At 37.8% G+C, this 23,092-nt stretch carries 23 protein-coding genes and 1 other annotated feature; of the genes, 9 read left to right on the top strand and 14 right to left on the bottom strand.

Annotated features, from left to right (window positions below):
* Window positions 1-190 precede the first annotated feature (190 nt).
* On the top strand, window positions 191-1,141 hold the full coding sequence (gene corA, locus CCK98_RS12160) for a magnesium/cobalt transporter CorA (protein WP_088086825.1): 951 nt from the start codon (window positions 191-193) through the stop codon (window positions 1,139-1,141).
* A 37-nt stretch (window positions 1,142-1,178) separates the two neighbouring features.
* On the opposite strand, the gene CCK98_RS12155 is transcribed toward corA, so the two are convergent.
* Window positions 1,179-1,490, bottom strand: coding sequence for a hypothetical protein (locus CCK98_RS12155; protein WP_088086824.1), 312 nt, complete (start codon window positions 1,488-1,490; stop codon window positions 1,179-1,181).
* Window positions 1,491-1,669: 179 nt separating this feature from the next.
* Between CCK98_RS12155 and CCK98_RS12150 the strand changes: the two genes are divergently transcribed.
* The gene (locus CCK98_RS12150; protein ID WP_088090382.1) at window positions 1,670-2,761 is read left to right on the top strand and encodes a M42 family metallopeptidase; all 1,092 of its coding nucleotides are present in this window, start codon (window positions 1,670-1,672) and stop codon (window positions 2,759-2,761) included.
* A gap of 124 nt (window positions 2,762-2,885) precedes the next feature.
* Window positions 2,886-3,101, top strand: a complete 216-nt coding sequence (locus tag CCK98_RS12145; RefSeq protein ID WP_088086823.1) for a twin-arginine translocase TatA/TatE family subunit — start codon at window positions 2,886-2,888, stop codon at window positions 3,099-3,101.
* A 379-nt stretch (window positions 3,102-3,480) separates the two neighbouring features.
* Here CCK98_RS12145 and CCK98_RS12140 read toward each other — a convergent pair whose 3' ends face one another.
* From CCK98_RS12140 to hmpA, 7 genes are all read right to left on the bottom strand, one after another.
* Window positions 3,481-4,044, bottom strand: coding sequence for a hypothetical protein (locus CCK98_RS12140; protein ID WP_088086822.1), 564 nt, complete (start codon window positions 4,042-4,044; stop codon window positions 3,481-3,483).
* Window positions 4,045-4,616: 572 nt separating this feature from the next.
* Complete coding sequence (locus CCK98_RS12135) at window positions 4,617-4,985, bottom strand: glyoxalase (protein ID WP_088086821.1); 369 nt, start codon at window positions 4,983-4,985, stop codon at window positions 4,617-4,619.
* A gap of 289 nt (window positions 4,986-5,274) precedes the next feature.
* The gene (locus tag CCK98_RS12130; protein WP_088086820.1) at window positions 5,275-6,255 is read right to left on the bottom strand and encodes an ABC transporter permease; all 981 of its coding nucleotides are present in this window, start codon (window positions 6,253-6,255) and stop codon (window positions 5,275-5,277) included.
* Complete coding sequence (locus CCK98_RS12125; protein WP_088086819.1) at window positions 6,248-7,162, bottom strand: ABC transporter ATP-binding protein; 915 nt, start codon at window positions 7,160-7,162, stop codon at window positions 6,248-6,250. Before CCK98_RS12125 ends, CCK98_RS12130 begins: the two co-directional genes overlap by 8 nt.
* Before the next feature lie 13 nt (window positions 7,163-7,175).
* Window positions 7,176-7,949, bottom strand: coding sequence for an SGNH/GDSL hydrolase family protein (locus tag CCK98_RS12120; protein WP_088086818.1), 774 nt, complete (start codon window positions 7,947-7,949; stop codon window positions 7,176-7,178).
* Between the two features lie 188 nt (window positions 7,950-8,137).
* Window positions 8,138-8,746: a DedA family protein gene (locus CCK98_RS12115; protein WP_179195777.1), complete on the bottom strand. Its 609-nt coding sequence runs from the start codon at window positions 8,744-8,746 to the stop codon at window positions 8,138-8,140.
* Between the two features lie 189 nt (window positions 8,747-8,935).
* Window positions 8,936-10,150 (bottom strand): NO-inducible flavohemoprotein, encoded by a 1,215-nt coding sequence (gene hmpA / locus CCK98_RS12110; protein WP_088086816.1) that lies wholly within the window; start codon window positions 10,148-10,150, stop codon window positions 8,936-8,938.
* 313 nt (window positions 10,151-10,463) lie between these two features.
* Here hmpA and CCK98_RS12105 point away from each other — a divergent pair, with 313 nt between their 5' ends.
* The 3 genes from CCK98_RS12105 to CCK98_RS12095 all read left to right on the top strand — a co-directional run bounded on the left by CCK98_RS12105 (window position 10,464) and on the right by CCK98_RS12095 (window position 12,031).
* Window positions 10,464-10,700, top strand: coding sequence for a DegV family protein (locus CCK98_RS12105; RefSeq protein ID WP_088086815.1), 237 nt, complete (start codon window positions 10,464-10,466; stop codon window positions 10,698-10,700).
* A complete protein-coding gene (locus CCK98_RS12100; RefSeq protein ID WP_179195776.1) occupies window positions 10,679-11,311 on the top strand; it encodes a DegV family protein in 633 nt (210 codons plus the stop codon). The genes CCK98_RS12105 and CCK98_RS12100 overlap by 22 nt, the downstream gene beginning before the upstream one ends.
* A gap of 132 nt (window positions 11,312-11,443) precedes the next feature.
* Window positions 11,444-12,031: a YdcF family protein gene (locus CCK98_RS12095; protein WP_088086813.1), complete on the top strand. Its 588-nt coding sequence runs from the start codon at window positions 11,444-11,446 to the stop codon at window positions 12,029-12,031.
* Window positions 12,032-12,102: 71 nt separating this feature from the next.
* On the opposite strand, the gene CCK98_RS12090 is transcribed toward CCK98_RS12095, so the two are convergent.
* The gene (locus CCK98_RS12090; protein WP_088086812.1) at window positions 12,103-12,669 is read right to left on the bottom strand and encodes a GNAT family N-acetyltransferase; all 567 of its coding nucleotides are present in this window, start codon (window positions 12,667-12,669) and stop codon (window positions 12,103-12,105) included.
* 330 nt (window positions 12,670-12,999) lie between these two features.
* Window positions 13,000-14,430, bottom strand: coding sequence for a proline--tRNA ligase (proS, locus tag CCK98_RS12085; protein WP_088086811.1), 1,431 nt, complete (start codon window positions 14,428-14,430; stop codon window positions 13,000-13,002).
* A gap of 78 nt (window positions 14,431-14,508) precedes the next feature.
* Window positions 14,509-14,725: a binding site (T-box leader), on the bottom strand.
* A 152-nt stretch (window positions 14,726-14,877) separates the two neighbouring features.
* On the opposite strand from proS, the gene CCK98_RS36205 reads away from it, so the two are divergent.
* Window positions 14,878-15,009, top strand: a complete 132-nt coding sequence (locus tag CCK98_RS36205) for a hypothetical protein (protein WP_256942324.1) — start codon at window positions 14,878-14,880, stop codon at window positions 15,007-15,009.
* Window positions 15,010-15,175: 166 nt separating this feature from the next.
* Entirely contained in the window at window positions 15,176-16,069 is an 894-nt protein-coding gene (locus CCK98_RS12080) for a cupredoxin domain-containing protein (protein WP_088086810.1), read from the top strand.
* A gap of 58 nt (window positions 16,070-16,127) precedes the next feature.
* Here the strand turns inward: CCK98_RS12080 and CCK98_RS12075 are convergent, their stop codons facing one another.
* The 3 genes from CCK98_RS12075 to CCK98_RS12065 all read right to left on the bottom strand — a co-directional run bounded on the left by CCK98_RS12075 (window position 16,128) and on the right by CCK98_RS12065 (window position 19,165).
* The gene (locus CCK98_RS12075) at window positions 16,128-17,390 is read right to left on the bottom strand and encodes a cell wall metabolism sensor histidine kinase WalK (RefSeq protein WP_088086809.1); all 1,263 of its coding nucleotides are present in this window, start codon (window positions 17,388-17,390) and stop codon (window positions 16,128-16,130) included.
* A gap of 9 nt (window positions 17,391-17,399) precedes the next feature.
* Window positions 17,400-18,071 carry a response regulator transcription factor gene (locus CCK98_RS12070; RefSeq protein ID WP_088086808.1) on the bottom strand — a complete coding sequence of 224 codons (672 nt, stop codon included), beginning with the start codon at window positions 18,069-18,071 and terminating at the stop codon, window positions 17,400-17,402.
* Between the two features lie 128 nt (window positions 18,072-18,199).
* Window positions 18,200-19,165: an efflux RND transporter periplasmic adaptor subunit gene (locus tag CCK98_RS12065; protein ID WP_088086807.1), complete on the bottom strand. Its 966-nt coding sequence runs from the start codon at window positions 19,163-19,165 to the stop codon at window positions 18,200-18,202.
* A gap of 279 nt (window positions 19,166-19,444) precedes the next feature.
* On the opposite strand from CCK98_RS12065, the gene CCK98_RS36805 reads away from it, so the two are divergent.
* Window positions 19,445-20,926: a TerD family protein gene (locus tag CCK98_RS36805; RefSeq protein WP_088086806.1), complete on the top strand. Its 1,482-nt coding sequence runs from the start codon at window positions 19,445-19,447 to the stop codon at window positions 20,924-20,926.
* A gap of 44 nt (window positions 20,927-20,970) precedes the next feature.
* Here the strand turns inward: CCK98_RS36805 and selB are convergent, their stop codons facing one another.
* Entirely contained in the window at window positions 20,971-22,854 is a 1,884-nt protein-coding gene (gene selB / locus CCK98_RS12055) for a selenocysteine-specific translation elongation factor (RefSeq protein ID WP_088086805.1), read from the bottom strand.
* Between the last annotated feature and the right edge of the window lie 238 nt (window positions 22,855-23,092).

Raw genomic sequence — 23,092 nt, 5'->3', positions numbered from 1 at the left:
TAATTAGTAAAGAGGCATTCTGCTATTAGAATGCCTCTTTATAGTCCATTAAATCTCTCATTTTCGAAATGGACTATAAAGTCAGGGAAACTCCTTATATAATTTTGAAAATTGACCATTAAAAGTTATGATAAAGTTATACATAATAATCATTTTATGGAATGATAATCGAACGAACTAAGGAGTTAACATGATTAGAACAATTGCGATATCCCAAACTAACCAATTGAAACCAGACCTTTCAATTGAGGAACTGATAAGAGGAGATTTTCTATGGTACTGGATTGATTTTGGGCAGCCAACCACCGAAGAAATTGAATTCCTAAGGACCCCTCTCTCCTTTCATCCACTTGCTATTGAGGATTGTGTCCATACTTTACAGCGACCAAAGCTGGATTATTATGAAGACTACACTTTTTTGGTTACGCAAGCACTAAATCAACAGATGCTTACAAGGGAAGAAATTGATTTCTTTCTTAGCAAAGACTACATAATTACTTTTCATCATAACTTTTCACCTGAAATTGATGAGGTTTGGAAGCGAATTACTTTATCAACCAACGTTGAAGAGTGGGAGCCATCCCATATTTTGTACCTTGTTCTTGATAAAATGGTCGATAATTATTTCCCTCTTGTCTATCTAATTGAGGATCGGTTAAATGAAATTGATGAGAATTCAAAAGGAAGATCTATGGAGGCATTGCTCGAAGATTTATTTGATACAAGGCACCATCTTCTATCATTGAGGCATACTATTACACCGATGCGCGATCTTATATACAGAGTCTTAAATTCACAGCGAATGACTTCGATTCAGGGGAAAAGGGAATACTATTCTGATATTCATGACCATTTGCTTAAATTAACAGAGATGATTGAGGCAAACCGTGAACTTACCACGGACATCAGGGATAGTTATATTTCGATAAATTCACACCAAACAAATCATGTAATGAAGGTCCTTACCGTTATTACCACGATTTTCATGCCGCTCACCTTTATTGCAGGTCTATATGGGATGAACTTTCATTATATGCCTGAGTTGACATGGAAATATGGATATTTCGCAACTATTGGGCTGATGATTCTTGTAGCGATCGGCATGTCGCTCTGGTTTAAGAAAAAAGGTTGGTTTAAGTAAAAAGACTAGCTGCTGCTAGTCTTTCTTGACTTCTACTTTATTTCCACTCTTCAAAGTCAACAGTTCCCCCTGTTAAATCAATCGTGTTGCGCTCACCCTTATAATAGGATTTCCCATCCTTTTCAAAAATTAGATTCTCATACGTATAGACCTTTTGTCCGTTTGGAAGATGGATAACCACCTTTGGTCCCGGATTTTCAATTGGTGCTTCAATTTGGATTGTGTTTTGATAGAAATAACGAAAAACAAAAAAACCGGCGGTTAATACAATACAAGCTAATATGAAAAAAAATAGACCCTTAAAGGATGATTGCTTAGGCTTAGAGTGGTATAATTCGGCTCTGGTCAACTTTTTCTCCTCCCATTGGTGATTATTCAATTAGTTTTTTAAATAGTTAGAATAGTTCCATTCATGCCCATACCACCATTTTTTATTCCTATTTAAAAAAAATTTAATACTTGTTAACCTATGCATCACCTAAGGAAAAGTTGATAATAATCGTATCAAGACACATCATTTTCGTAATTATGTATAATATTAGAGAAAGAAAACAGAAAGGGGTATTTGCTTTGCCTACTATAAATCCACAAGAAACGTTAAAATTAATCACTGATTTGGTATCCATTCCAAGCCCATCAGGAAACACAAATGAAGTGATTACCTTTGTTGAAAAATATCTTGCTGAGTTACAAATTAAAACCTATAGAAATCGTAAAGGCGGTTTAATAGCCACAATTGAAGGTAGTGATTCAAGTAAGCACCGCATGCTTACGGCACATGTGGATACTCTCGGTGCGATGGTAAAGGAAGTAAAGTCAAATGGTCGCTTGAAAATTGACTTGATTGGCGGTTTTAAATATAACTCGATTGAAGGAGAATATTGCCAAATCGAAACCAGCAGCAGCAAAAAATATACTGGAACCATTTTAATGCACCAAACATCAGTCCATGTTTATAAAGATGCTGGAAAAGCTGAGCGAAATCAGGAAAATATCGAAATTAGAATTGACGAGAAAGTACATACTGCTGAAGATGTTCGTGCATTGGGAATTGAGGTCGGTGATTTTGTTTCATTTGACCCACGTGTAGAAGTAACTCCAGGCGGCTACATTAAATCCCGCCATTTGGACGATAAAGCAAGTGTGGCCATTCTCCTGCAATTAATAAAGCAAATTAAGACTGAAAATATTACCCTGCCATATACAACCCATTTCTTGATTTCTAACAATGAGGAAATCGGATATGGTGGAAACTCAAATATCACGCCTGAAACGGTGGAATATTTAGCGGTCGATATGGGAGCAATGGGCGACGGACAATCGACAGATGAGTATACTGTTTCGATCTGTGTGAAGGATGCAAGTGGACCCTATCATTATGAGTTGAGAAAAAACTTAGTTCGACTAGCAGAAGAAAACAATATCCAATACAAATTAGATATCTATCCTTTTTATGGCTCAGATGCCTCAGCAGCGATCCGCTCTGGTCATGATATTGTTCATGGTCTAATCGGACCTGGCATCGATTCATCACATGCATTCGAGCGTACACACGAATCATCCATTGATAACACGTCAAAGCTGCTATATCATTACGTTCAATCAGAATTAATTCAATAGGAATATTCAAACTGGTGCAGTGTTTCAACGTTTTTTTCTATTCCATTCGAATTTTGTACAATTAAAGATAAAAAAGGTATAATAGACACTAGTTATATAGCATTCATCACTAGGAGATGTAAATATGTTTTCTAATATTGGAGTACCAGGATTAATTTTGATTTTAATCGTAGCCTTGGTCGTCTTCGGTCCAAACAAACTTCCTGAAGTTGGCCGTGCTTTTGGCAGATCGATTCGCGAATTTAAAAGGGCGACTGACGGAATTGCTGACGATATAAAGGAAGAGATAAAAGAGGAAATCAAAGAGATTAAACAAGAAACAATTAGTTTAAAAAAATAAGTTTTATGAATTATTGTTGTCAATCATAGGTAATTTCTTTCATCATTAAAAACATCCCCATCAACGGATTTAGGGGATGTTTATTTTTTGGATTATTTTTTAGTAAATGCTTGAAATTGATTCATTAATTTTTGCCTGGATTTTGGATTACGAAGTAAATATGCAGCACCTAGTGCAACGGTGGTCATCATTAAATTTTTCCTTCTCATTTCAAACCTCCTCGGAATTTATCATTCTTAAATATTCCCTTTATTAAGTTATTTTAACAGCAGTAATTATTGACATCTTGTCATCATGAAGAGGTTGAATAATTGAAGATTGAACTGTTTAAACAAAGAAAAAACTAATCCCTTTGAATTAGTTTTTCGATAGAAGCTCATTACTTTTTCAGTAATTCTTTAATTTTTTGATTATGCTGTTTTGTTTGATCTAACAGTTGATTTAGAAGTAACACGGCCTGTTTGTTGTCTTTCTTTTCAACGGCATTCCTTAATTTATGGAATGTCCTCCAATGTGACATTTCTTTTCCGCCATGTGCCTGTTTTATAAATTCCTCTTTTGTTAACTTACCTGCATCAAATTGTTTTTTTAGTTCTTCTATTTTCGCCATTTTTTCTTTTTTCCATTGCTCACGTTTTTCAGCATTTTCAGGACTCATCCATTGGTTACTTAGTGTTTTCTTTTCCGCAAGGACGGTTGTCCACTCGCCTTTTTTATCTGGAGTATACTGGTCTACCCATGATAGAAGCATTTTCTCTCTTTCCGCCATCTTTGCTTGCCAATCTTTATGCATCATATGATGCTCTCTGCCCTCTTTACAATTACAAGGTGCTTTTTCCCTTTGTCCCCCATTATTGGTGTCAGGCACCGTTTGGTTTGCTCCAGCCATTCCAGGCACAGACAATAATAATCCTAATGATAAAAGTAACATTTTAAACTTCATAATTATCTCCTTCCGATTTTTTAATTAGTAAAATAAACCTTTTTTTAACGGTACGGAATTATCATTCCCAGTTGGGCAAAAAAAATTTACCATTTTGACAAATATTTAGTTATTAAACACTTGAGATTTTATTTGGATTATCGTATTCTAAAAACAGAGAAGATATGTGAAATATTTCACAAGATAACAAGAGCATTCGCTCTATTTTTTTATAATCCTCATGTGAAATGTTCAAAAATGGGGGTTACCAATTGAAAAAGGCAAACTCGCTGTCGACTCTTATCTTCGCGTTAAGGACACGAAAAATGTTTTTAGTATCGGGGACTGCTCATTATTCATGAAGGATGATAAATCTGCCCTGGCCCCGACTGCACAGGTGGCCTTGCAACAAGCGCCAGTCAGTAAACCTAACCATTATTTATGCTTATTTCCTTCCGGCTGGGGTCCCCTCTCCCTGCTGGAAATTGAATAGAATCATCCCTAAGAAATGTGCCTTCAATCCCCCAATTTAAGGCATTCAGCCCCATTCCAAATTTCTGGAGTGGAGCTGTATTTATATCTCAAAGGAATTTCTAGAGCCATTCTAATAATTCAAGTCGATTGCCAAACGGATCATGTACATGAATTCTGCTCGCCCCTGGAAGTAGATCGTCCTCTGTATACAAAACTCCCTTATCACGTAGATGACCTTTTAAAGCCTCGATATTTTCTACCACTAATGCAGGATGTGCTTTTTTAGCTGGTGAAAATGGTTCCTCTACCCCAATGTGAAGTTGAAAGTTCCCAAATTCAAACCAAACCCCGCCGCGTTTCTTTAATTCTGCTGGCTTTTCAACTTCAATTAATCCCAGAATTCCATTGAAAAATTCCCTCGCGGTTTCTTCACAGCCCTTTGGGCCAGCAAGTTGAATATGATCGATCTTTTTTATTGCAAATGACATAGACACTCCTCCATTTGTCAATTATCCTCTCTAATATTTTATTAATTTTATAATATTCTTTCAAGTTGGAACTTTTTTAATTTTAATCGGTTAAACTGGGCTGTTGATTTCCATTCCAGGCGCGTGCGGTTCGCGAGCGGTCCGTGGAGCCTCCGGGGTCTCCCCTGCCCCGTCCTCCCGCAGGAGTATTCGCGCCTTACGCTCCAATCAACTTGGCTATAAAAATCAACTATGACCTTTAACGCACCCAATAAAAAAGCTATTCCCGCAAACACGGAAATAGCTTTCTCTAATAGACATCTCTCCTAGTAAAGACAAAAAATGAAACGAATAAAGCAACTGCCCACCACACAAAGAGGATTTGGATGGAAAATGAAAGATCCATGCCTTCAATCGGAGGTGCTGTTCCTTTCATATAATCGGTTAACCGTAAATTAACCATAAAAAAGTACTTGGCAGATTCCCAGGAGGATACCATGTTCGTTAATATAGCTCCTGAAATTAAAGAGGCAAGCATGACACCCATGCCGGCAGCCGTACTGCGAATCAAAACCGACAGCATAAAGGATAAGGTACCGACGACAATAGAGACAAACCAGACCAGTCCAAAGTCCATTAATAAAAATTTCCATTGCCCCATAAGTTTGACTTCTGAAGTATTTAAGCCTGTTTCGGTCACATTAAAGCCTGTTAAAATGGGTGCTCCCCAGCCTTTGTACCCAAACACCAAACCAGAAATCAAATAAGAAAGGATTCCTGCGATCGCAATAATTAAAGAAATGGCTAAGCAAAGAGTCAAATATTTACTTAAGAGTACCTTCCATCGTTTGACCGGCCTCGTCAAAAGCAGTTTAATTGATCCTAAACTGTGCTCGGATGAAACCAAATCACTGGCAATGACCATGACCATTAATGGAATAAAGAGATCAATCGAGTTTTCTAAGAAAATCCTCATAAACGTTGGTGCACCAGGCTCAGAAGGATTAATATCATGATCCAGATAATATTGTTGCTGTTGCAGGGATATTTGCAGTTGTTTCTTCCATTCATCGGTAATCCGACTGCTGCTCAAACGATTGGTCGTGTCAACAATTTGCTGTTGTAAAATTGTTCGCCAATCACTAGTTCCCAATTTTTCTCGTTGTGTTTGAACTTGTTTATATTGTGCATATGTAAATAACATGACAAGAACGCCAATAATGATAGCAATAACAATAAGCCGCTTCTTGGCAATCAGTTTCATCATTTCATTTTGAATCAATTTATTCAATCGTATCACCCCCCGTAAGTTCGAGGAATAAATCTTCCAGGACTGGCATTTTTCGATTCATTTCAGTCACAGCAATTCCTGCTTCAACCAACTGCTTATTCCATAGAGGTATCTTTTGTTCATTAAATTCTGTCAGTATGGTACCATCTTCTGTTACATCAATTTTGGTTAACGAACTTAATACTTCCTTACCCTTCTCAAGCGGATGAACCTGCCAAACGACTCTTTCGCGATTTGCTAGCAGTTGATGGACAGTATCCGTTCGTATAATCGTCCCTTTTGAAATAATCGCGACACGGTCACACAAAAGTTGAATTTCGCTTAGCAAATGACTGGAAACTAAGACGCTTAAGCCTTCATCCTCTGCAAGAAACCTTATAAATTGTCTCATTTCACGGATTCCTGCCGGATCCAACCCATTAGTTGGCTCATCAAGAATCAGCACTTTTGGTCTCCCTAATAAGGCTTGAGCAATCCCAAGACGTTGTCTCATCCCTAAAGAATAGGTTTTTACCTTATCATGAATTCTTTCTGTTAAACCAACAAGTTTAGTAACCTCTTTAATTCGTTGTTCTCCGATTCCTTCGAGCATTCTGGCAAAATGAAGGAGGTTATTATACCCGGAAAGATAGGGATATAATTCTGGATTCTCGACAATACAACCAAGATTGGTCATTGCTTCTTGAAAATTCTCTTCTATATTCGCGCCACAAATGTGAATGCTGCCGGATGTGGGTTTGATTAATCCAACAAGCATGCGGATCGTCGTTGTTTTCCCTGCTCCATTTGGGCCTAAGAAGCCAAATACCTCTCCTTCCCGTAAATCGAAAGTCAATCCCTTGATAATTTCCTTTTTTCCAATTACTTTTTTAAGATTTTTTACAGATAGTGTAATTTTTTTCTCCATCGAATTCCTCTCCTTACCAGGTAAGCAATGAAGCTACCCGTTCGGCAATTAAACGATACCCTTTTGAATTTGGATGAAACTTGTCGGAATATAAGTAGTCATTCACTTTTAACTCAAACAAGTCGAAGGTTGGTACAAACACGATTTTTGGAAAAGAAGCACTGACTTCTGCACTATCGTAATTCCAGTGGCGGACCACTTTTGACATCTCTTTTCCCTGCTCTAATTCAATAAATGGATTATACAAACCAATGAAAAACACATTGGCATTTGTATTGTTTTTACGTATTTGCTCAAAAACAAACTTCAAATTATCCAGGTATTTCTTCTCAATCGCTGCAATATCTTCAGCTTTAAAATCGCTTAAGCCTTGCCCCCCGCGGAACAAGTCGTTTCCGCCAATCGTCACTAGGACAATATCAGCTTTTTGAATTTGGCGCCCTACTTCTGTTTCCTGTACTTGCTTCCTTAGAGATCCAGATCTTTGACCATTGATACCAAGGTTGGTAAGCTGTACCGGACGCTTTGTTTTTCCCTTGATTTCATCAATCAAGACACCCACATATCCTTTTCCGGTTTCATCGCCTGTTCCTCGAGTTAACGAATCACCTAACGCCACGATGGTTAACCCTTTTTTATTTTCCACCTTGGAAACGGTTTTTGCTTCTGGAACCTTTTCTGGTTTTCCAGCATAAAATTCCCCTACCGCCCAACCAAGCCCGATCAGCCAGAGGAGGCAAAATAATACAGCTATGCCCGTGATCGAACGTATGACATTTTTATTCATTAAATAACATCCTTTCTGGCCATTTCTTTATTTAATTTAATCATAGTTGAGATATGAATCAAACTTTCAAGGACCATATATCGTATAAAATACATAAAGTTCGAAAATTGTTAACTTCTACAACTATTTACTCTAAATAAAAATCAAAGGAACCGTTGAGAGGACTCCTTTGATCTTAATTTGTTCTCCTATTTCGTTCCTGTTTCTATAACTACATTCCTTAATTTCCTAATCCCATAAATAATTACAATTAAAATGATAAGAACCACGCTGGTTAAAATTAAATATTTCCTTATGATTTCAAAAAAAACTTCCCATTGAGGACCAAGTATTTTTCCTAATGAGATAAAACTCGAAACCCAAATCGCTGACCCAAGCCCTGTATACAAGGTATAAATCCTAATTGGTAAACGAGTGACCCCAGAAAAATAACCGATAAAATGCCTAAATACTGGAATAAATAAGGCAATGATTAATAGTTTATTGCCATATTTTCTTAACCAGTTTGAAATTGAATTCAAACGATCTGGCTCTAAATGCAGCCGCTTCCCATGCTTTTCAAAAAATTGAATCCCAAGCTTATAGCCTACCCAATAGGAAAGCAACATTCCAAGCGTACAACCAGCTGCAGAAGCGAGTATACTTCCAAACCAATTAAGCTTTCCAAGAAAGGATAAAAACCCTGCATATGCCAACATTGCTTCCATAGGAATCGGAAGTGCAAATATACCAAGTGTAATGGAAAGAAAAAGAACAAGATACCCGTACTCGTTTATAATCGTCATTAAAAAATGCAATAATGTTTGCTCCTTTCCTAAAAGGGATATTTGGAATTGATATGGCATTAATTCTTATTGGTATTTTAACCAAACTTCTCTAATATAGTTATCGACTTATAGATTTCAAATTTATATTTTTGAAAGGCTGTTCGTAAGTTCACTACAAAAATAAAGCCGACTTCTATTAGAAATCGGCTTGTTTCTCTGTTATTCTTCTAAATTCCCCATAGGACCAAAAAATTCAAAGTGAATTCTTTCTTGATTTACTCCTAATTCTTTTAATGAACGATTAATAGCTTTCATAAATGGAACAGGTCCACAGAAATAAAAATCGGCGTCCTTGGTTGTGATATTTTCTTTCAGCCACTCACGGGTTACATAGCCTTCAACATCAAAGCGGTTATTCTTGCAATCCTCTTCTGTTGGTGAATCGTAAAAGAAATAGGAATGTACGTTTTCAAGCTTTGATATCTCTTCTACTTCGTCTCTTAGTGCATGTACATTCCCATTCGCAGCTGCATGGACAAATGTTACCTTACGTTCTGGCTGGACTTCAACGACTGTTTTTAACATACTCATCATTGGTGTTAAACCAACGCCCCCACTAAGTAACACAACAGGAGTATTCTTATTAGTATCAAGAACAAAATCCCCTGCAGGAGCACTTACTTTTAAAATATCTCCTTGGTTCACTCCGTCGTGTAAGTAATTGGACACCATTCCATCTGGATTTTCAGTCCCAGATTCGCGTTTAACACTGATTCGATAATAGTCCTTACCTGGAGCATCTGAAAGGCTGTATTGACGAATATGTGTGAACTTTTCACCTGCTATTTCTAGCTTGATACTAATATACTGACCAGGGGTAAAATTGGCAATTCCTTTATTGTCTTCTGGTTTTAAGTAAAACGAGGTGATCACTTCACTCTCAACTACTTTACGGTCGACTTTAAAGTTACGAAAGCCGTTCCAGCCACCCTGTTGATTTTCAGTTTCATCATATAATTCTGCTTCTACACTGATAAAAACATCTGCTATTACATTATATGCTTGAGCCCATGCGTCAATAATCTCGTCTGTTGCTGCATCACCTAATACATCCTTAATCGCTAGCAGTAGATGTTTTCCGACAATCGGGTAATGTTCAGGCAAGATGCCAAGGCTTCTATGTTTTTGTGCAATTTGCTTCACTACTGGAAGAATAGCTTCCAGATTATCGATATACATGGCAGCGGCATATACCGTTCCAGCCAATGCTTTTTGCTGTCTGCCTTGTTTTTGATTAGCATGATTAAATATATTTAGTAATTCAGGATGGTTGCCAAACATCAATTGGTAAAATCGAGTTGTAATTGTTTCCCCATGTTTTTCTAGAACAGGTACAGTTGATTTGATTATTTCTATTGTTTTTTGATCTAACATTTTTAACACTCCCTATATATTTCACTGTTTCCATAGTGATTATATGATATTTAACGCACAAAATAAGTGATTTAAATCACAGACTACTATTTTTGAACAATTCGAACTAGGTCCTTTTTGGGGTTTCTCTCCTAAAAACTTCACAAAGTTTTCATATTTTAACATGACAAATATAACTTGTTGGTTAATATTCCTTCTTGTAATGTTGAATCTAGTTATCAAAACAAAGGGAATAAAACTAACATGTGTAATGAGTAATATTGAGATTATATGATATAGAAATAAGAGATTTCACTGGAGGAAGAGGATTAACATGAATGCAGCAAAAATTGCATGGATTACTGACACAACGGCTTCGCTAAGCAAAGAGTTTATCGAGCAAAATAATATACATGTAGTTCCACTTAACATTGTAATTAACCAAGAATCCTACAAGGAAACAATAGATATTACACAAAAAGAGTTTTATGAGCGAATGAAACATGAGGATTCGAAATTTCAAACCACCCAGCCTGCCTGGGTGATTTTGTGGAACTTTATACAAGGTTAAAGGAAGACTATGACTACGGAATAGCTCTTCATGCTTCTAGTCTCTTATCAGGGACGTTTCAAACCTCTGTAATGGCAGCAGAAATGGCTGATTTTAAACTGTTTCCTATCGACTCCATGACAGGTTCCTACCCTCTTTCTTTTTTAATAAAAAAAGGGATCGAACTTGTAGGACAAGGACATGAGAGCGGTGAGGTTGTCGCAGAATTAAATGCACTACGCGACAATACACGCTTATATTTAGTCCCCTCAAATCTGGACCAACTCAAAAAAAGCGGCAGAGTATCCGGAGGCCAAGCAATACTAGCTTCATTATTTAATATAAAGCCGATTTTAGCGATTGAAGACGGTGGCGCTAAGATTAAAGATAAGGTTCGCACCGAAAAAAGAGCGATTTCCTGGTTGATTAATAATTTACAAACAGACTTGGAAACAGCGAATGTTAGGAAAGTTGCTATCGTTCATGCTAATGATATCGAGAGAGCTGCCGTGCTTGAACATTTAGTCAACGAAACATTCCCTGATATCCAAACTGAATTAATGATGCTGATTACTGTGGCAGGCGTGCATACTGGGGTAGGAACGCTTGGACTGTCGTGGGTTTGTGAATAATGAAAAGGAAAGGACTGGGGGATCGTCCTTTTTTAAATTCAACATATGTTAGTATTTCACACCAACTTAATCTATTATTTTGTATAATAGGTTTAATTAGTTGTGAAAAAAACTTGAAATGGATTTGAAATCATGAAAAATAAGAAAAGAGTGTTCTTGTTGTTGGGAGTTTTCGTGGCTTTAGGTTTAATTTACATTGGCATATTACAAATTAAAATTAGTCAATATAGTAACATGGAAACACCTAAAAATGCAGACTATTTGATTGTCCTCGGGGCAAGGGTAAAAGGAACCGTCCCTTCCTTAGCGTTTGCGAGCAGAATAAATGCCGCTGCAGACTATTTAAAGAAAAACCAAGATACACTCGTCATTGCTTCTGGGGGGAAAGGATCTGGTGAAGAAATATCCGAGGCTGAATCCATCAAGAGAGAACTTAAGAAACAAGGAATTAGCGAGAATCGAATTATCTTAGAGGAACAATCAACTGATACATATGAAAATATTAATTTTTCGAAAAAGCTTATTCCCGAAGGTGCCAAGCTTGGTCTTGTGGTTACAAATAATTTTCATCTATATCGGGCAGTCTCAATTGCCCGTGATTATGGCCTACAGGTACAGGGACTCCCAGCAGAAACACCATGGATTGCTGTGGTAAAATCCTATTCCCGCGAATATTTGGCGATTACTAAATTCTATCTAAAAAGATATTTCCTTGATTAAATCCCTGTAGATAGAGTTTTTCAATAAGTTCATGCAAAAGAGTACTGAAAAATCAGTACTCTTTTGCTGTATTAATTATTACTTATTTTTGCATAAATACATGTATCACGTAGATCTTTTCTGTCCGCAGACATTTCATCACTTCTTAAAATGCCTTCTAAGGTAAACCCTAAGCGTTCAGGAATGGCCCGACTTTTGATATTTTTTGAGTCACAACGAATTTCAACCCGTTTTGCTTTGAGTTCATTAAAGGCAAATTTCGTTATCGCCTCTGCCGCTTCCGTTATATACCCCTGCCTGGTATAGCGTGTATCGATCCAGTAACCTATTTCAACCTTAGGGATATTCCAATTGATCCTGTGCAATCCAGAAGAACCGATGAATTCTCCTGTTTCCCTATTAAAGATATGTAACCTCAAATCCTCGCGAGTTAAAAACTTAGCATGTGCCTCACGCATGTTTACTTCTACATCTTCCTCGGTTTGCTCCCGATGGGCCCAAGGCATCCAATCTTTTAGTTCGTTTAATGATGCCTGTATTGCATGGTAAACAGCTTTACCATCTCCGGGTAGTGGCATGCGAATGAATAATCTTTCTGTGTAAAATTGATTGGGAAAGTCTAGTAGTATTGGTTTCATAACCTTTCCTCCTTCTGAATATAAACAATTCGCTACGATCATTGTTCATTCCTTTTTTCAGAAAAAAATATGGAGGAGCCGATTCGCTAATAGAAAGGGAAGATTGGCAGATAGAAAAATCCGCTGATACGCCAAAATTTTAATTCGCTCATTGACTGAGAAATTCGCCCATTCAACTAATAAATTCGCTCATAAAACCAAGAAATTCGCCCATTCAATAAATAAATTCGCTTAAATTCGCTCATAAACTTAATTTCGTTCACTGTTGCAGCACAATATAAAATAAAAAAGACTCTTCCTAACCAGGAAGAGCCTGAAAGTTTGCTATTTTTAGTAAGCTTTTGCCCAATAAACCATTTTATTGGCTTCTTTTCCACAGCATACACATTTGTCAGATACTTTTTCTTGCTCGAATGGCAAACATCTAGATGTTGCCCCTGTATCTTCTTTTATTTTTTCCTCACAAGCTAATTCGCCGCACCACATGGCCTTGATAAAACCTGGTTTTGCTTCGAGTGATTGCTTTAACTCATCAAGTGTTACAGCAACAGTGGTTCTTTCTTCACGATGAGTAAGTGCTTTATTATATAAATTTGTTTGAATTTCATCTAATAACTCAACAAGCTTCGTTTCTAATTGGTCGAGCGGAACAAACACTTTCTCTAAAGTATCGCGTCTAACTAAAACCACTTGCTTGTTTTCGATATCTTTAGGTCCCACCTCAAGACGGACTGGAATACCTTTCATTTCATATTCATTGAACTTCCAGCCTGGCTTTTTATCACTAGCATCGATCCCTACACGTACAACACTTGATAAAGTCTCTTTTAACTCATAGGCAAAATCAAGAACGCCTTCTTTATGCTGAGCAATCGGCACAATCATCACTTGAGTTGGTGCAGCTTTTGGCGGAATCACAAGGCCGCGGTCATCGCCATGCACCATGATTAAGGCACCGATAATCCTTGTGGTGAAGCCCCAAGAGGTTTGATGCACATATTGGAGCTTTCCTTCTTTGTCTGTATATTGAATGTTAAATGCCTCGGCAAATCCTGTGCCGAAGTGGTGGGATGTACCAGACTGTAATGCTTTTCCATCATGCATTAAGCTTTCTATCGTAAAAGTAGCTTTCGCACCTGCAAACTTTTCTTTTTCCGTTTTTTGTCCTTTTACAACTGGAATCGCAAGGATTTCTTCACAAACTGCGGCATAAACATTTAGCATTTTAATGGTTTCTTCCATAGCCTCTTCGTCAGTTGCATGCGCGGTATGACCTTCCTGCCATAAAAACTCTAATGTCCGTAAGAATGGACGGGTTGTTTTTTCCCAACGGACCACGTTTGCCCATTGGTTATAAAGCTTTGGCAGATCTCTGTAAGAATGGATGATGTTACTATAATGCTCGCAAAAAAGAACTTCTGATGTAGGACGGACAACTAATCGTTCTGCTAATGGTTCAGACCCGCCATGTGTGACCCATGCCACTTCTGGTGCAAAACCTTCAACATGATCTTTTTCTTTTTGCAGCAAGCTTTCAGGAATAAACAAAGGCATATAAACATTTTCATGCCCCGTTTCTTTTATACGGCGATCCAATTCATTTTTTATATTATCCCATAAAGCATAGCCATATGGTCGAATAATCATCGAGCCACGAACACTTGAATAATCAATTAAGTCAGCTTTTGTTACCACATCGGTATACCACTGGGCGAAATCATCGTCCATTGCAGTTACATCTTTTACAAATTCTTTTGCCATGTTTGACACCTCATTAAATTTTTTTAAATAAGTAACGGACGCTTCCGCATTTCTACACAAAAAGGCCTTGATCCTCAAAAAAGGGACCAAGGCCTGGCGGTACCACCCTAAATTCATAAAGCAAAAAGCTTTATACACTTTCCATGATAACGGACATTATCCGCATGTATCTTCATATGTATCCGATACAGAACTCAGAGGCAGGTTCAAATGACCGTCTTAAGAAACCTCGCACCATTGGTTTCCTCTCTTGGTAAGACCTTTTCACTTTACTAATCCCCGTCACAGTTTCAATAGTATTTTTGAAAATTATATATTTCATTATAAAAAAAGTCAATTTTTTTATGGAATATATTGCTGAAGCGAGCAATTTTCTTTCAAATTTACTTTAAACGTCTAAATAAATCAGTTAAAATGCTAGTAATTAGAAAAAATGGGGTGGCTTACTTGGAAAAAGAAAAGGATGATCTCCAACAAGAGGAAGAAGAAAAAGAATTTCTGCTTGAATATATCAAAATGCAGAATGAGGCCATGAAAAGAATTTATAAAAATACCCTTGATAAAGAAAATAAAGAATAAAATCGATCTCCTACTATTCCATATCCTAATTTAACCTCAATAATATTCATAAAACGTTCATATTAATCACTAAAAATACAAATTTGAATGGGTCATTTCCATTTATAATACTCATATGTTGTAAATTATTTAATGAATAAAACATACACATCTGAGGAGACATAAAATGAATATTTTTGCGATTATTTCGGCGATTGTAGTTGCCATTGGTACCGGATATTCCATTTATTCTGTTTACCGTCATAAAAATAAGCTAGCCAATACATCTGGGATTATGATTAGTATGGTCATTGCGGTAATCACAGGGTTACTGACCGGCAGTATCATTGGCATCATTTCCGGTGAGATTTTTCTAGTAGTCGGAGTCAGTATGATTATTGGTTTCGTCGTAGGGTTCTTAGCTGGACACCCCGTTGGAATATTAGCCATCCTAATGGGATCAATTTCTGGTTTAATGGGCGGGATCATTGGAGCTATTCTCGGTGCCTTTCTTCAATTTATTAATCCTACTATTTTACTTGGAATCTTGTTAGGTTTTTATATATTAATTATCGGATTCGTAATCATGTATATTTTCGTGGAATCGAATAATAAATTATCCCTTGATACACAAGAGCTCTCACCCTTTGCGATCATCGCAGGAGGCGTTGTGATAGTATCATTATTTTTATTTATGTACAGCAGTGATATGGTCGAAATTCCAGGTCAAAGTAAAACAACTCAAGCAACAACTCAACAAGCTGCTACTAGTCAAGAGGTTCCCAAAACGGAAGTTGATGTGTCAAAGGAAAGCAAGCCACTTGTAAAGATGGAAATAACCACACAGGGGTACACGCCTAATGTTATTCGAGTGAAAAAGGGTGTACCAGTAGAACTAGAAATTAAAAATCCATTGGATAGTAGTAATTGTATATCCACCTTTATGATTCCTGATTTTAATATTAACAATGTCAACCTAAAAACTGGAACAACAAAACTAACCTTAACTCCGGATAAGTCCGGAGAATATACCTTTAGCTGCGGGATGCAAATGTTTAAAGGGACAATTATTGTTGAATAAGAATGCAAAAAGCACACGACAACTTCATTCGTGTGCTTTTTGTTTAGAAAAAACAAATTCAATTTTTTTGAGTTTTTGGAAAAGTAATTTCAATTGTTGTCCCTTTTCCAAGGGTGCTTTGTACCTTTATTTTTCCATGATGCTTCTCAATAATCCACTTGGCAATCGACAGGCCCAATCCTGTTCCCTCGGCAGCCGTTCTAGCTTTATCGCTTTGATAGAAGCGGTCAAAGATTTTAGGGATATCCATTTCAGGAATACCAATTCCGTTATCTTTTACTTTAAGGAAAATAGACGAATGAGTATGTCCACACGAAAGCAGGATCTCTCCTCCTTCAATCGTATATTTCATCGCATTGTCCAGTAGTATGACGGTAAGTTGATGAATTCTCGCTTTATCACCAAAAAAGGTAACAGGTTCAGCTGCTTCTAACCGAAGTGATTTTTCTTGATACATAACAATTTCTTCGTATTGTTGATGGATTTCTTTTAAAAGTTCATTTAGATGGAACGTTTCCTTTTTCACTTCAATTTGGTCAGAATCCGATCTCGCCAATGTCAATAAGTTGGTGACTAATTTGGAAAGTCGCCTAGATTCATTTGAAATCGTTGATACATCAAGAATTTTGTCCTGTATCGTTGCAGCGGGAGACCGAAATAGTAAATCCGTTTTTGCTTGGATGACGGCTAATGGGGTTCTTAACTCATGCGAAGCATCGGAAACAAACTCTGTCTGCTTTTGCCAAGCCTTTTTAATCGGGACAAGTGCCTTTCCCGCTAAAAAATAACCAGACACAACTGCACAAATGATTCCAACTCCCATTCCAATCAGCATTATCAACAATAGTCTTTCGAGTAATTTTTGTTCAGAGTTTACATTACGGATGAATTGAACAGTGATTTTTCCTAATTGAGGATGATCCACTTCGAAAGCAATATACCTAAACGAAAAATCTTCTACATCAACATCCTTAAGGGTATTTAATGTTTTGGGGCGAATCAGCTTCTCATTATCTTGAAAAATTTCAGAATCACGGTTTTGATCCGACATGAGCTGATTATTTTCATCCCAGATTAGGGTTAATATCCGGGGATCTCTCCTTATAAATCTTGGAATAGGCCCCCCATCGTCCCCACGAATTTCACCTGGTCCCCCCGGCTGCTTTTGAAAATGTTCAATCGATTCATAGAGCGATTGGTTTACATCTCTATATAATTTATTCTCTGTGTAAAAATAAATAACGCTTCCGAGTGCGCTGATAAGTACAATAAAGACTAATGAATTTAAAAATGTCAGCTTAATAAGTGTTTGCCGAAACATGAGATGCCCCTATTCTTCGTTCAACATATAGCCTACGCCACGAATGGTTTTAATATCGGTATGATAGCCTGATGGTTCTAATTTTTTACGGAGGTGGTGCATGAATACCTCAACTATAGCGATTGTTGTATCCGAATCAAAGCCCCATACACGGTCATAGATTTGCTCTTTCGTTAGGATGGCGCCTTTATTCTGAATCAGAAATTCTAATAACTCATATTGCTTGGCCGTGAGTTTTAACTGCTCATCATCGACGACAATATCTCTTTCCTTCCCTAACAATTCAATGCCGCGAAATTGAATGGTTTGATTGGTTGTTAAGCTGCCACTTCTTCTTAATAAGGCACGGATTCTGGCTTTCAATTCTGCTGCTTGAAATGGTTTAACTAAATAATCATCTCCCCCGCTATCTAAGCCTTTGACACGATCTTCGAGGGAATCCCTTGCAGTAAGGAATAGGACAGGAATCTTTAATCCTTCCTTTCGAATCGTACGTAAAACTTCGAACCCATCAATCTCAGGAATCATGACATCTAATACAATAACATCATGGATATTCTGCATCGCTAAAAATAAGGCATCCTCACCATTGGATGCTTGATCCACTTCAAACTCATCTGATAAAAGCTGAACAATCGATTCCAATAAAGGAAGATTATCCTCCACAACTAATAAGCGCATTGTCGATCTCTCCTAAGTTTGTATCTAAAAATAATTATATAGCAAATAAAGCAATCGTAACAAAGGACATGTCCGCTGTTTACCTTTCATTTAAAAGAGATGTTTGGGAAGCTAAAATTACCTCCTGCTTAGTTTCCACCCCTACCGCCAAATTTTCCTTGACCTCCAAAGTTCCGGTTCATTCCGCCCACGTTTCCGATTCCACCAAAAACACTGCTTTGGGAATTACTACTTGAATTATTTGACGAGCTCGCTTTTGCTAATTGAGGTAATTTTACTGTTTCTCCTTCCGATACTCCTTTTGTTATTTCCACATAATCTTCATTTGCGATGCCCGTTTGAACTATATTTTCCTCTGCTCCTGAGGTGTCACTATCTGTGCTCTTCGAATTGACTATGACATATTTCTTCTTGTTTGATGTGTATACAGCATCAAGTGGAACATAAAGGGCATTAACTTTACTTTCTGTTAAGATTCTTGCTTCCGCACTCATCCCGACTTTAAGCTGATCTGGTTTGTCAATATGAATGGTAACATCGAAAGTGGAGACTCCGTTCGATGATGTTCCGTCTTCAGAAATTGCAGATACTTTACCAGTAAATACTTGATCAGGAAACGCATTAATGGTTAGGTCAACTGGCTGGTTCTTTTTAATTTTGGATATATCAAGCTCATCAATTTGGACCACGGTTTGTAATTGCTTATAGTTTGTGACATGGGCAACAACTTGTCCATTTGTTACTGGCTCTCCTGCGGAAACTGCGATTGTCGTAAGAACGCCAGTGGCGGGTGCTGTTATAGGGTCACTTCCATCCGAAAAAGTAATTAATTCATCTCCTTCGGTTACGTTCTCCCCCACAGCTGCAAGTACTTCATCAACTTCATTATTATTAAACGTTGATTTAATATCTTCACTCGTTACCGCTTGAACTGTCCCCGAACCACTAATGTTGACGTTTAACGTCCCTTTTTGAACAACCGCTGTTCTGACTTGAGCTGACACCGTTTGTGTACCTAACTTTAATGAATCCCATCGATAACCAACGAAACCAACAACGAGTATACTGCCTACAATAATTATCCATTTTTTCATCTATACCTGCTCCTTTTCCGTCCTGAATTCCTCCCAGGAAGACAAATAATCTAATCTACACCCATTATTATGTTTATTTCTTAACTTTTCCTTAATTGAGAGTAAGATTGATCAGCATGCTTTTTTATGGCTTTATATATTTTTGAAACTTTTTCACACCTGTATCGTACATAAAGTGTGGTATAAACAATGAAGAAACTTATCTGTCATGAAATTTTTCCCTTTTTCAAAAATACATTTATAATGTACATATGAAAATAATCAAGAGGAGTGAAAAAAGTGGGTGTTACACTAAGCAAGGGGCAAAAAGTAGATTTAACAAAATCTCACCCTGGACTGCAAAACGTCGTTGTCGGCTTGGGTTGGAACATTAGTCAACAAGGGTCCAATTTTGATTTAGATGCTTCTGCATTTTTATTAGGGCAAACTGGAAAAGTGAACAGTGACCAGGATTTTGTGTTTTATAATAATCCGGCAGGTGGAAATGGCTCCATTATCTATAGCGGTGACAATCGAACTGGTGCAGGAGCCCAGGATGATGAGCAGATCAGGATTGATTTAAACAAGGTTCCTTCCCAAATTCATCGGATTGCTTTTACAATTACGATCCATGATGCGCAAGCGAAACGGCAAAATTTCGGACAAATTTCTGATTCTTATGTGCGTATTTTTAATGAGCAAACAAATGAAGAATTATTGAGATTTAACCTTGGACGGGATTTCACGGTTGAAACAGCAATTGTGGCAGCGGAGCTCTACCGTCATAACGGTGAATGGAAGTTTAATGCAATTGCCAGTGGCTTCCAAGGAGGATTAGCTGCTTTATGTGGTAACTTTGGTATTACCGTTGACGACCCACCTGCAAGTGTGCAAACACCGCCGCCGTCTCAGCCAACAAGTTACCAATCAAGCCCTAATTCATATCATCAGAGTAATCCATACCAACCAAGCCAAACAAATCCTAATTCTTTTCAACAAAGTAATTCATATCAACCAAACCAATCAAGCTCAAATTCGTATCAGCAGCCCATTCATCTTCAGCCAGAATCGACTTATCAGCAGCAGCCTGCCTACGGATATCCGACACAGTCCTATCCTGCTTCAGCAAATTCTCACCAATCGTATGGTGGAGATGATATCATTTGTCCACGCTGCCATTCCTCAAATGTCAGGACAGGAAAGAAAGGGTTCGGTCTTGGTAAAGCAGCAATAGGCGGGTTAATCCTTGGCCCTGTCGGTTTACTGGGTGGTTTTATTGGAAAAAATCAACTAAAGTTCTCATGTAATAGCTGTGGCAACAACTGGTCCCCTTCGCAAACAGATTACGCGGAGTGGGCAAACAATCAAAAGAAAAAAGCACAAGAACTTTTTAATCGATATAAAAGCCAGGATGTACTCGAAGCAGTGGTCGCAGCCTGTGCATTAGTGGCGATGGCAGACGGGTACTTGGATGCTTCTGAACGCCAGAAAATGACTGAGTTCGTCCATCAAAGTGAAGAATTACGAGTGTTTGATACAAATAAGGTCCTCCAAAAATTCAATATGTTTGTTTCTAGAATAGAAAATGATCGGATGCTTGGTCGTGCCGAGGCATTTCGTGCCCTTGGAAAAATCAGAACTAAGCCAGAAATTGCTCGTCTTGTCGCTCGTTATTGCATCGCCATTGGCTATGCAGATGGAAATTTTGACAACAATGAAAAACAAATGGTTAGCGATATCTGTCGTGAACTCGGCCTAAACCCTGCAGAGTTTCTATCTTAAAAAGTAAAAAGCCTCTTTCCCATCAAAGGATCGAGGCTCTTTGGCTATTTTTTCCAAACTCGCTTATTTTCCACTCGCTTTGTAAATCCTAATGCATCTAATTTTTCTAAAAACGGAATCATGTATTTTCGTGACAGTTCAAGAACATCTTTTGCATCCCCGACCTCAAATTCAGAACCTGTATGGCTGCGCAGTTTATCCACGGCTTGTTTAAATACTTCCCCATGATAAGCAAACTGTACATCCAATTGGATAAGTTGTTCTTCCTCTTCAAGAAAGCGTCGTAAATCAGCTTCAAGATTGTCAGGAATACCGGCATCAGCAAAATATTCCTTTAGGTTACGAACCTTTAATCCATCCCTCTGCAATCCATTAATTAGATTTTCAGTCCGCTTCGCCCAGTTTTTTGGTACATGTGGTACAAAACTTGCCAACGAAACAAACTGTCCTTTTCTGTGAAAAATATGATTTGTCATTCCATTTTCCAAAACATAATCTAGCAGTGATTTAGGAAATCTTTTTTGCATTGTTTGCAATAGCTCTGCTTTATTGATCCCAATCTTCATCGAATGAAGTTGATGATAATCCTGCAATCTATCAAAGATATCTTCCTCTATCGAATCGATCAACTGCTGGAGTGTATACTCTTTTCCATCATATAAAACAAATTCTGCTTCCGATAAGTACTCAATTAAGGTAGCTTCATCTAGGGAAGTTCGTTTGATCAACTCATGTAGGGGTAAACTTTTCGCTTCCATTAAAGCAGCAGAAATTCGCTCGTTCGGTGTGCCGACTTTTTTCTTTTCAAGATCCTCGATGGTTTGAATGCCGAACCGGTATTTATCTCCGCGTGGGTCAATCACCCAACCCCCGCCAATCGTCTCTTGCGGGCTTGGCCTGCGTAGAATAAAGCGGTCACCTCGTTTTGTAAGAATTTCATCCTCAAGCCTCAGTTGGCAAAGGATTTCACCATTTTCTTCCTTGATTTCATTGCGGTCAAAAAAGACAATCCGCCCCATTACCTCAGCTGTTCCAAGATGAAGCTTAATTGGCATCCGTTGTTTAACCATATGCTCTAGGTCCTCAACCACACGAATAGCAACATCCAAAGTCTTCGTAACAAGGAAATGTTCAGACGATACAAGCACATCTCCCCGTTCTACCTCTTCCTTTGCAACACTTGAAAGGTTAATCGCCGTCCGTTGTCCAGCATAGGCCTTCTCGGCCGGATTATGATGTACTTGAATCTGCCGCGCTCTTACCTCAATACCTTTTGGCATAATCTTAAGTGTTTGTCCCTCTTCGACCGTTCCTTCATAAACAGTACCTCGAACCACAGTCCCCTGACCCTTAACCGTGAATACTTGATCAATTGGCAGACGGAAGGCCCCTTTTGCATCTCGCATTTCTTGTTCTTTTAACATTTTGATGATTAATTCTTTAATTTCTTCGATCCCTTTTTTGGAAAGACTGTCTACTAAAACAAACGGTGCATCCTCAAAGACGGTCCCAGTAAGTTCCTCCAAAATATCATCTTTCACTAGCTCGATAAATTCTTCTTCTACCCGGTCAATTTTTGAAATAGCGATTAAACCATTTTTAACTCCTAAAAATTTCAAAATATCCAAGTGCTCCCTCGTTTGCGGCATAACACCTTCGTCTGCTGCAACGACAAGTACTACTAGATCTATACCAGCTACACCAGCTATCATCTGCCTGATAAACCGTTCATGTCCCGGAACATCAATTACAGAAATTTGAATTTCATTATCTTCATATAAAGGCGCAAATCCGAGTTCAATTGAAATTTGACGTTCCTTTTCTTCTTTTAAACGATCTGTATCTACATTAGTTAACGCTTTCGTTAACGACGTTTTCCCATGATCTATATGCCCTGCCATACCTATCGTAAAATACCTTTTTTCCAAATTTGCCACCTACTTTATCGTTGTTCCATTCTACTCTAGCCTAGCCTTTATAGCTCTATTGTTCAAGAGTAGATTTTGCGACATCTACTCTTATCTTTCAATCAAAAAATTTAAAGGTTTAAAAAGGGATCATTTTAATTACCTCTTTTTCTCTTAAGTTATAAATAAACAGGCTAATTTATTAGGACAACATCATTCCGTGATACATATAGATGCAGTATAGATATAATTAATTATT

Origin of the sequence: Bacillus sp. OV166 (genome assembly GCF_900177675.1) — a bacterium.
Lineage (GTDB): Bacteria > Bacillota > Bacilli > Bacillales > Cytobacillaceae > Neobacillus.
This window is presented reverse-complemented; position numbering and strand designations above follow the sequence as displayed.

Bases quoted from the DNA above. Each gene is read 5' to 3' on its own strand.
- CCK98_RS12125 (WP_088086819.1), bottom strand. From the start codon at position 7,162: ATGGAGAAAAAAATTACACTATCTGTAAAAAATCTTAAAAAAGTAATT.
- CCK98_RS12150 (WP_088090382.1), top strand. From the start codon at position 1,670: ATGTATAATATTAGAGAAAGAAAACAGAAAGGGGTATTTGCTTTGCCT.
- CCK98_RS12080 (WP_088086810.1), top strand. From the start codon at position 15,176: ATGAATATTTTTGCGATTATTTCGGCGATTGTAGTTGCCATTGGTACC.
- CCK98_RS12095 (WP_088086813.1), top strand. From the start codon at position 11,444: ATGAAAAATAAGAAAAGAGTGTTCTTGTTGTTGGGAGTTTTCGTGGCT.
- CCK98_RS12065 (WP_088086807.1), bottom strand. From the start codon at position 19,165: ATGAAAAAATGGATAATTATTGTAGGCAGTATACTCGTTGTTGGTTTC.
- CCK98_RS12120 (WP_088086818.1), bottom strand. From the start codon at position 7,949: ATGAATAAAAATGTCATACGTTCGATCACGGGCATAGCTGTATTATTT.
- CCK98_RS12135 (WP_088086821.1), bottom strand. From the start codon at position 4,985: ATGTCATTTGCAATAAAAAAGATCGATCATATTCAACTTGCTGGCCCA.
- CCK98_RS12145 (WP_088086823.1), top strand. From the start codon at position 2,886: ATGTTTTCTAATATTGGAGTACCAGGATTAATTTTGATTTTAATCGTA.
- hmpA (WP_088086816.1), bottom strand. From the start codon at position 10,150: ATGTTAGATCAAAAAACAATAGAAATAATCAAATCAACTGTACCTGTT.
- CCK98_RS12075 (WP_088086809.1), bottom strand. From the start codon at position 17,390: ATGTTTCGGCAAACACTTATTAAGCTGACATTTTTAAATTCATTAGTC.
- CCK98_RS12140 (WP_088086822.1), bottom strand. From the start codon at position 4,044: ATGAAGTTTAAAATGTTACTTTTATCATTAGGATTATTATTGTCTGTG.
- proS (WP_088086811.1), bottom strand. From the start codon at position 14,430: ATGGCAAAAGAATTTGTAAAAGATGTAACTGCAATGGACGATGATTTC.
- corA (WP_088086825.1), top strand. From the start codon at position 191: ATGATTAGAACAATTGCGATATCCCAAACTAACCAATTGAAACCAGAC.
- CCK98_RS12090 (WP_088086812.1), bottom strand. From the start codon at position 12,669: ATGAAACCAATACTACTAGACTTTCCCAATCAATTTTACACAGAAAGA.
- CCK98_RS12070 (WP_088086808.1), bottom strand. From the start codon at position 18,071: ATGCGCTTATTAGTTGTGGAGGATAATCTTCCTTTATTGGAATCGATT.
- CCK98_RS12105 (WP_088086815.1), top strand. From the start codon at position 10,464: ATGAATGCAGCAAAAATTGCATGGATTACTGACACAACGGCTTCGCTA.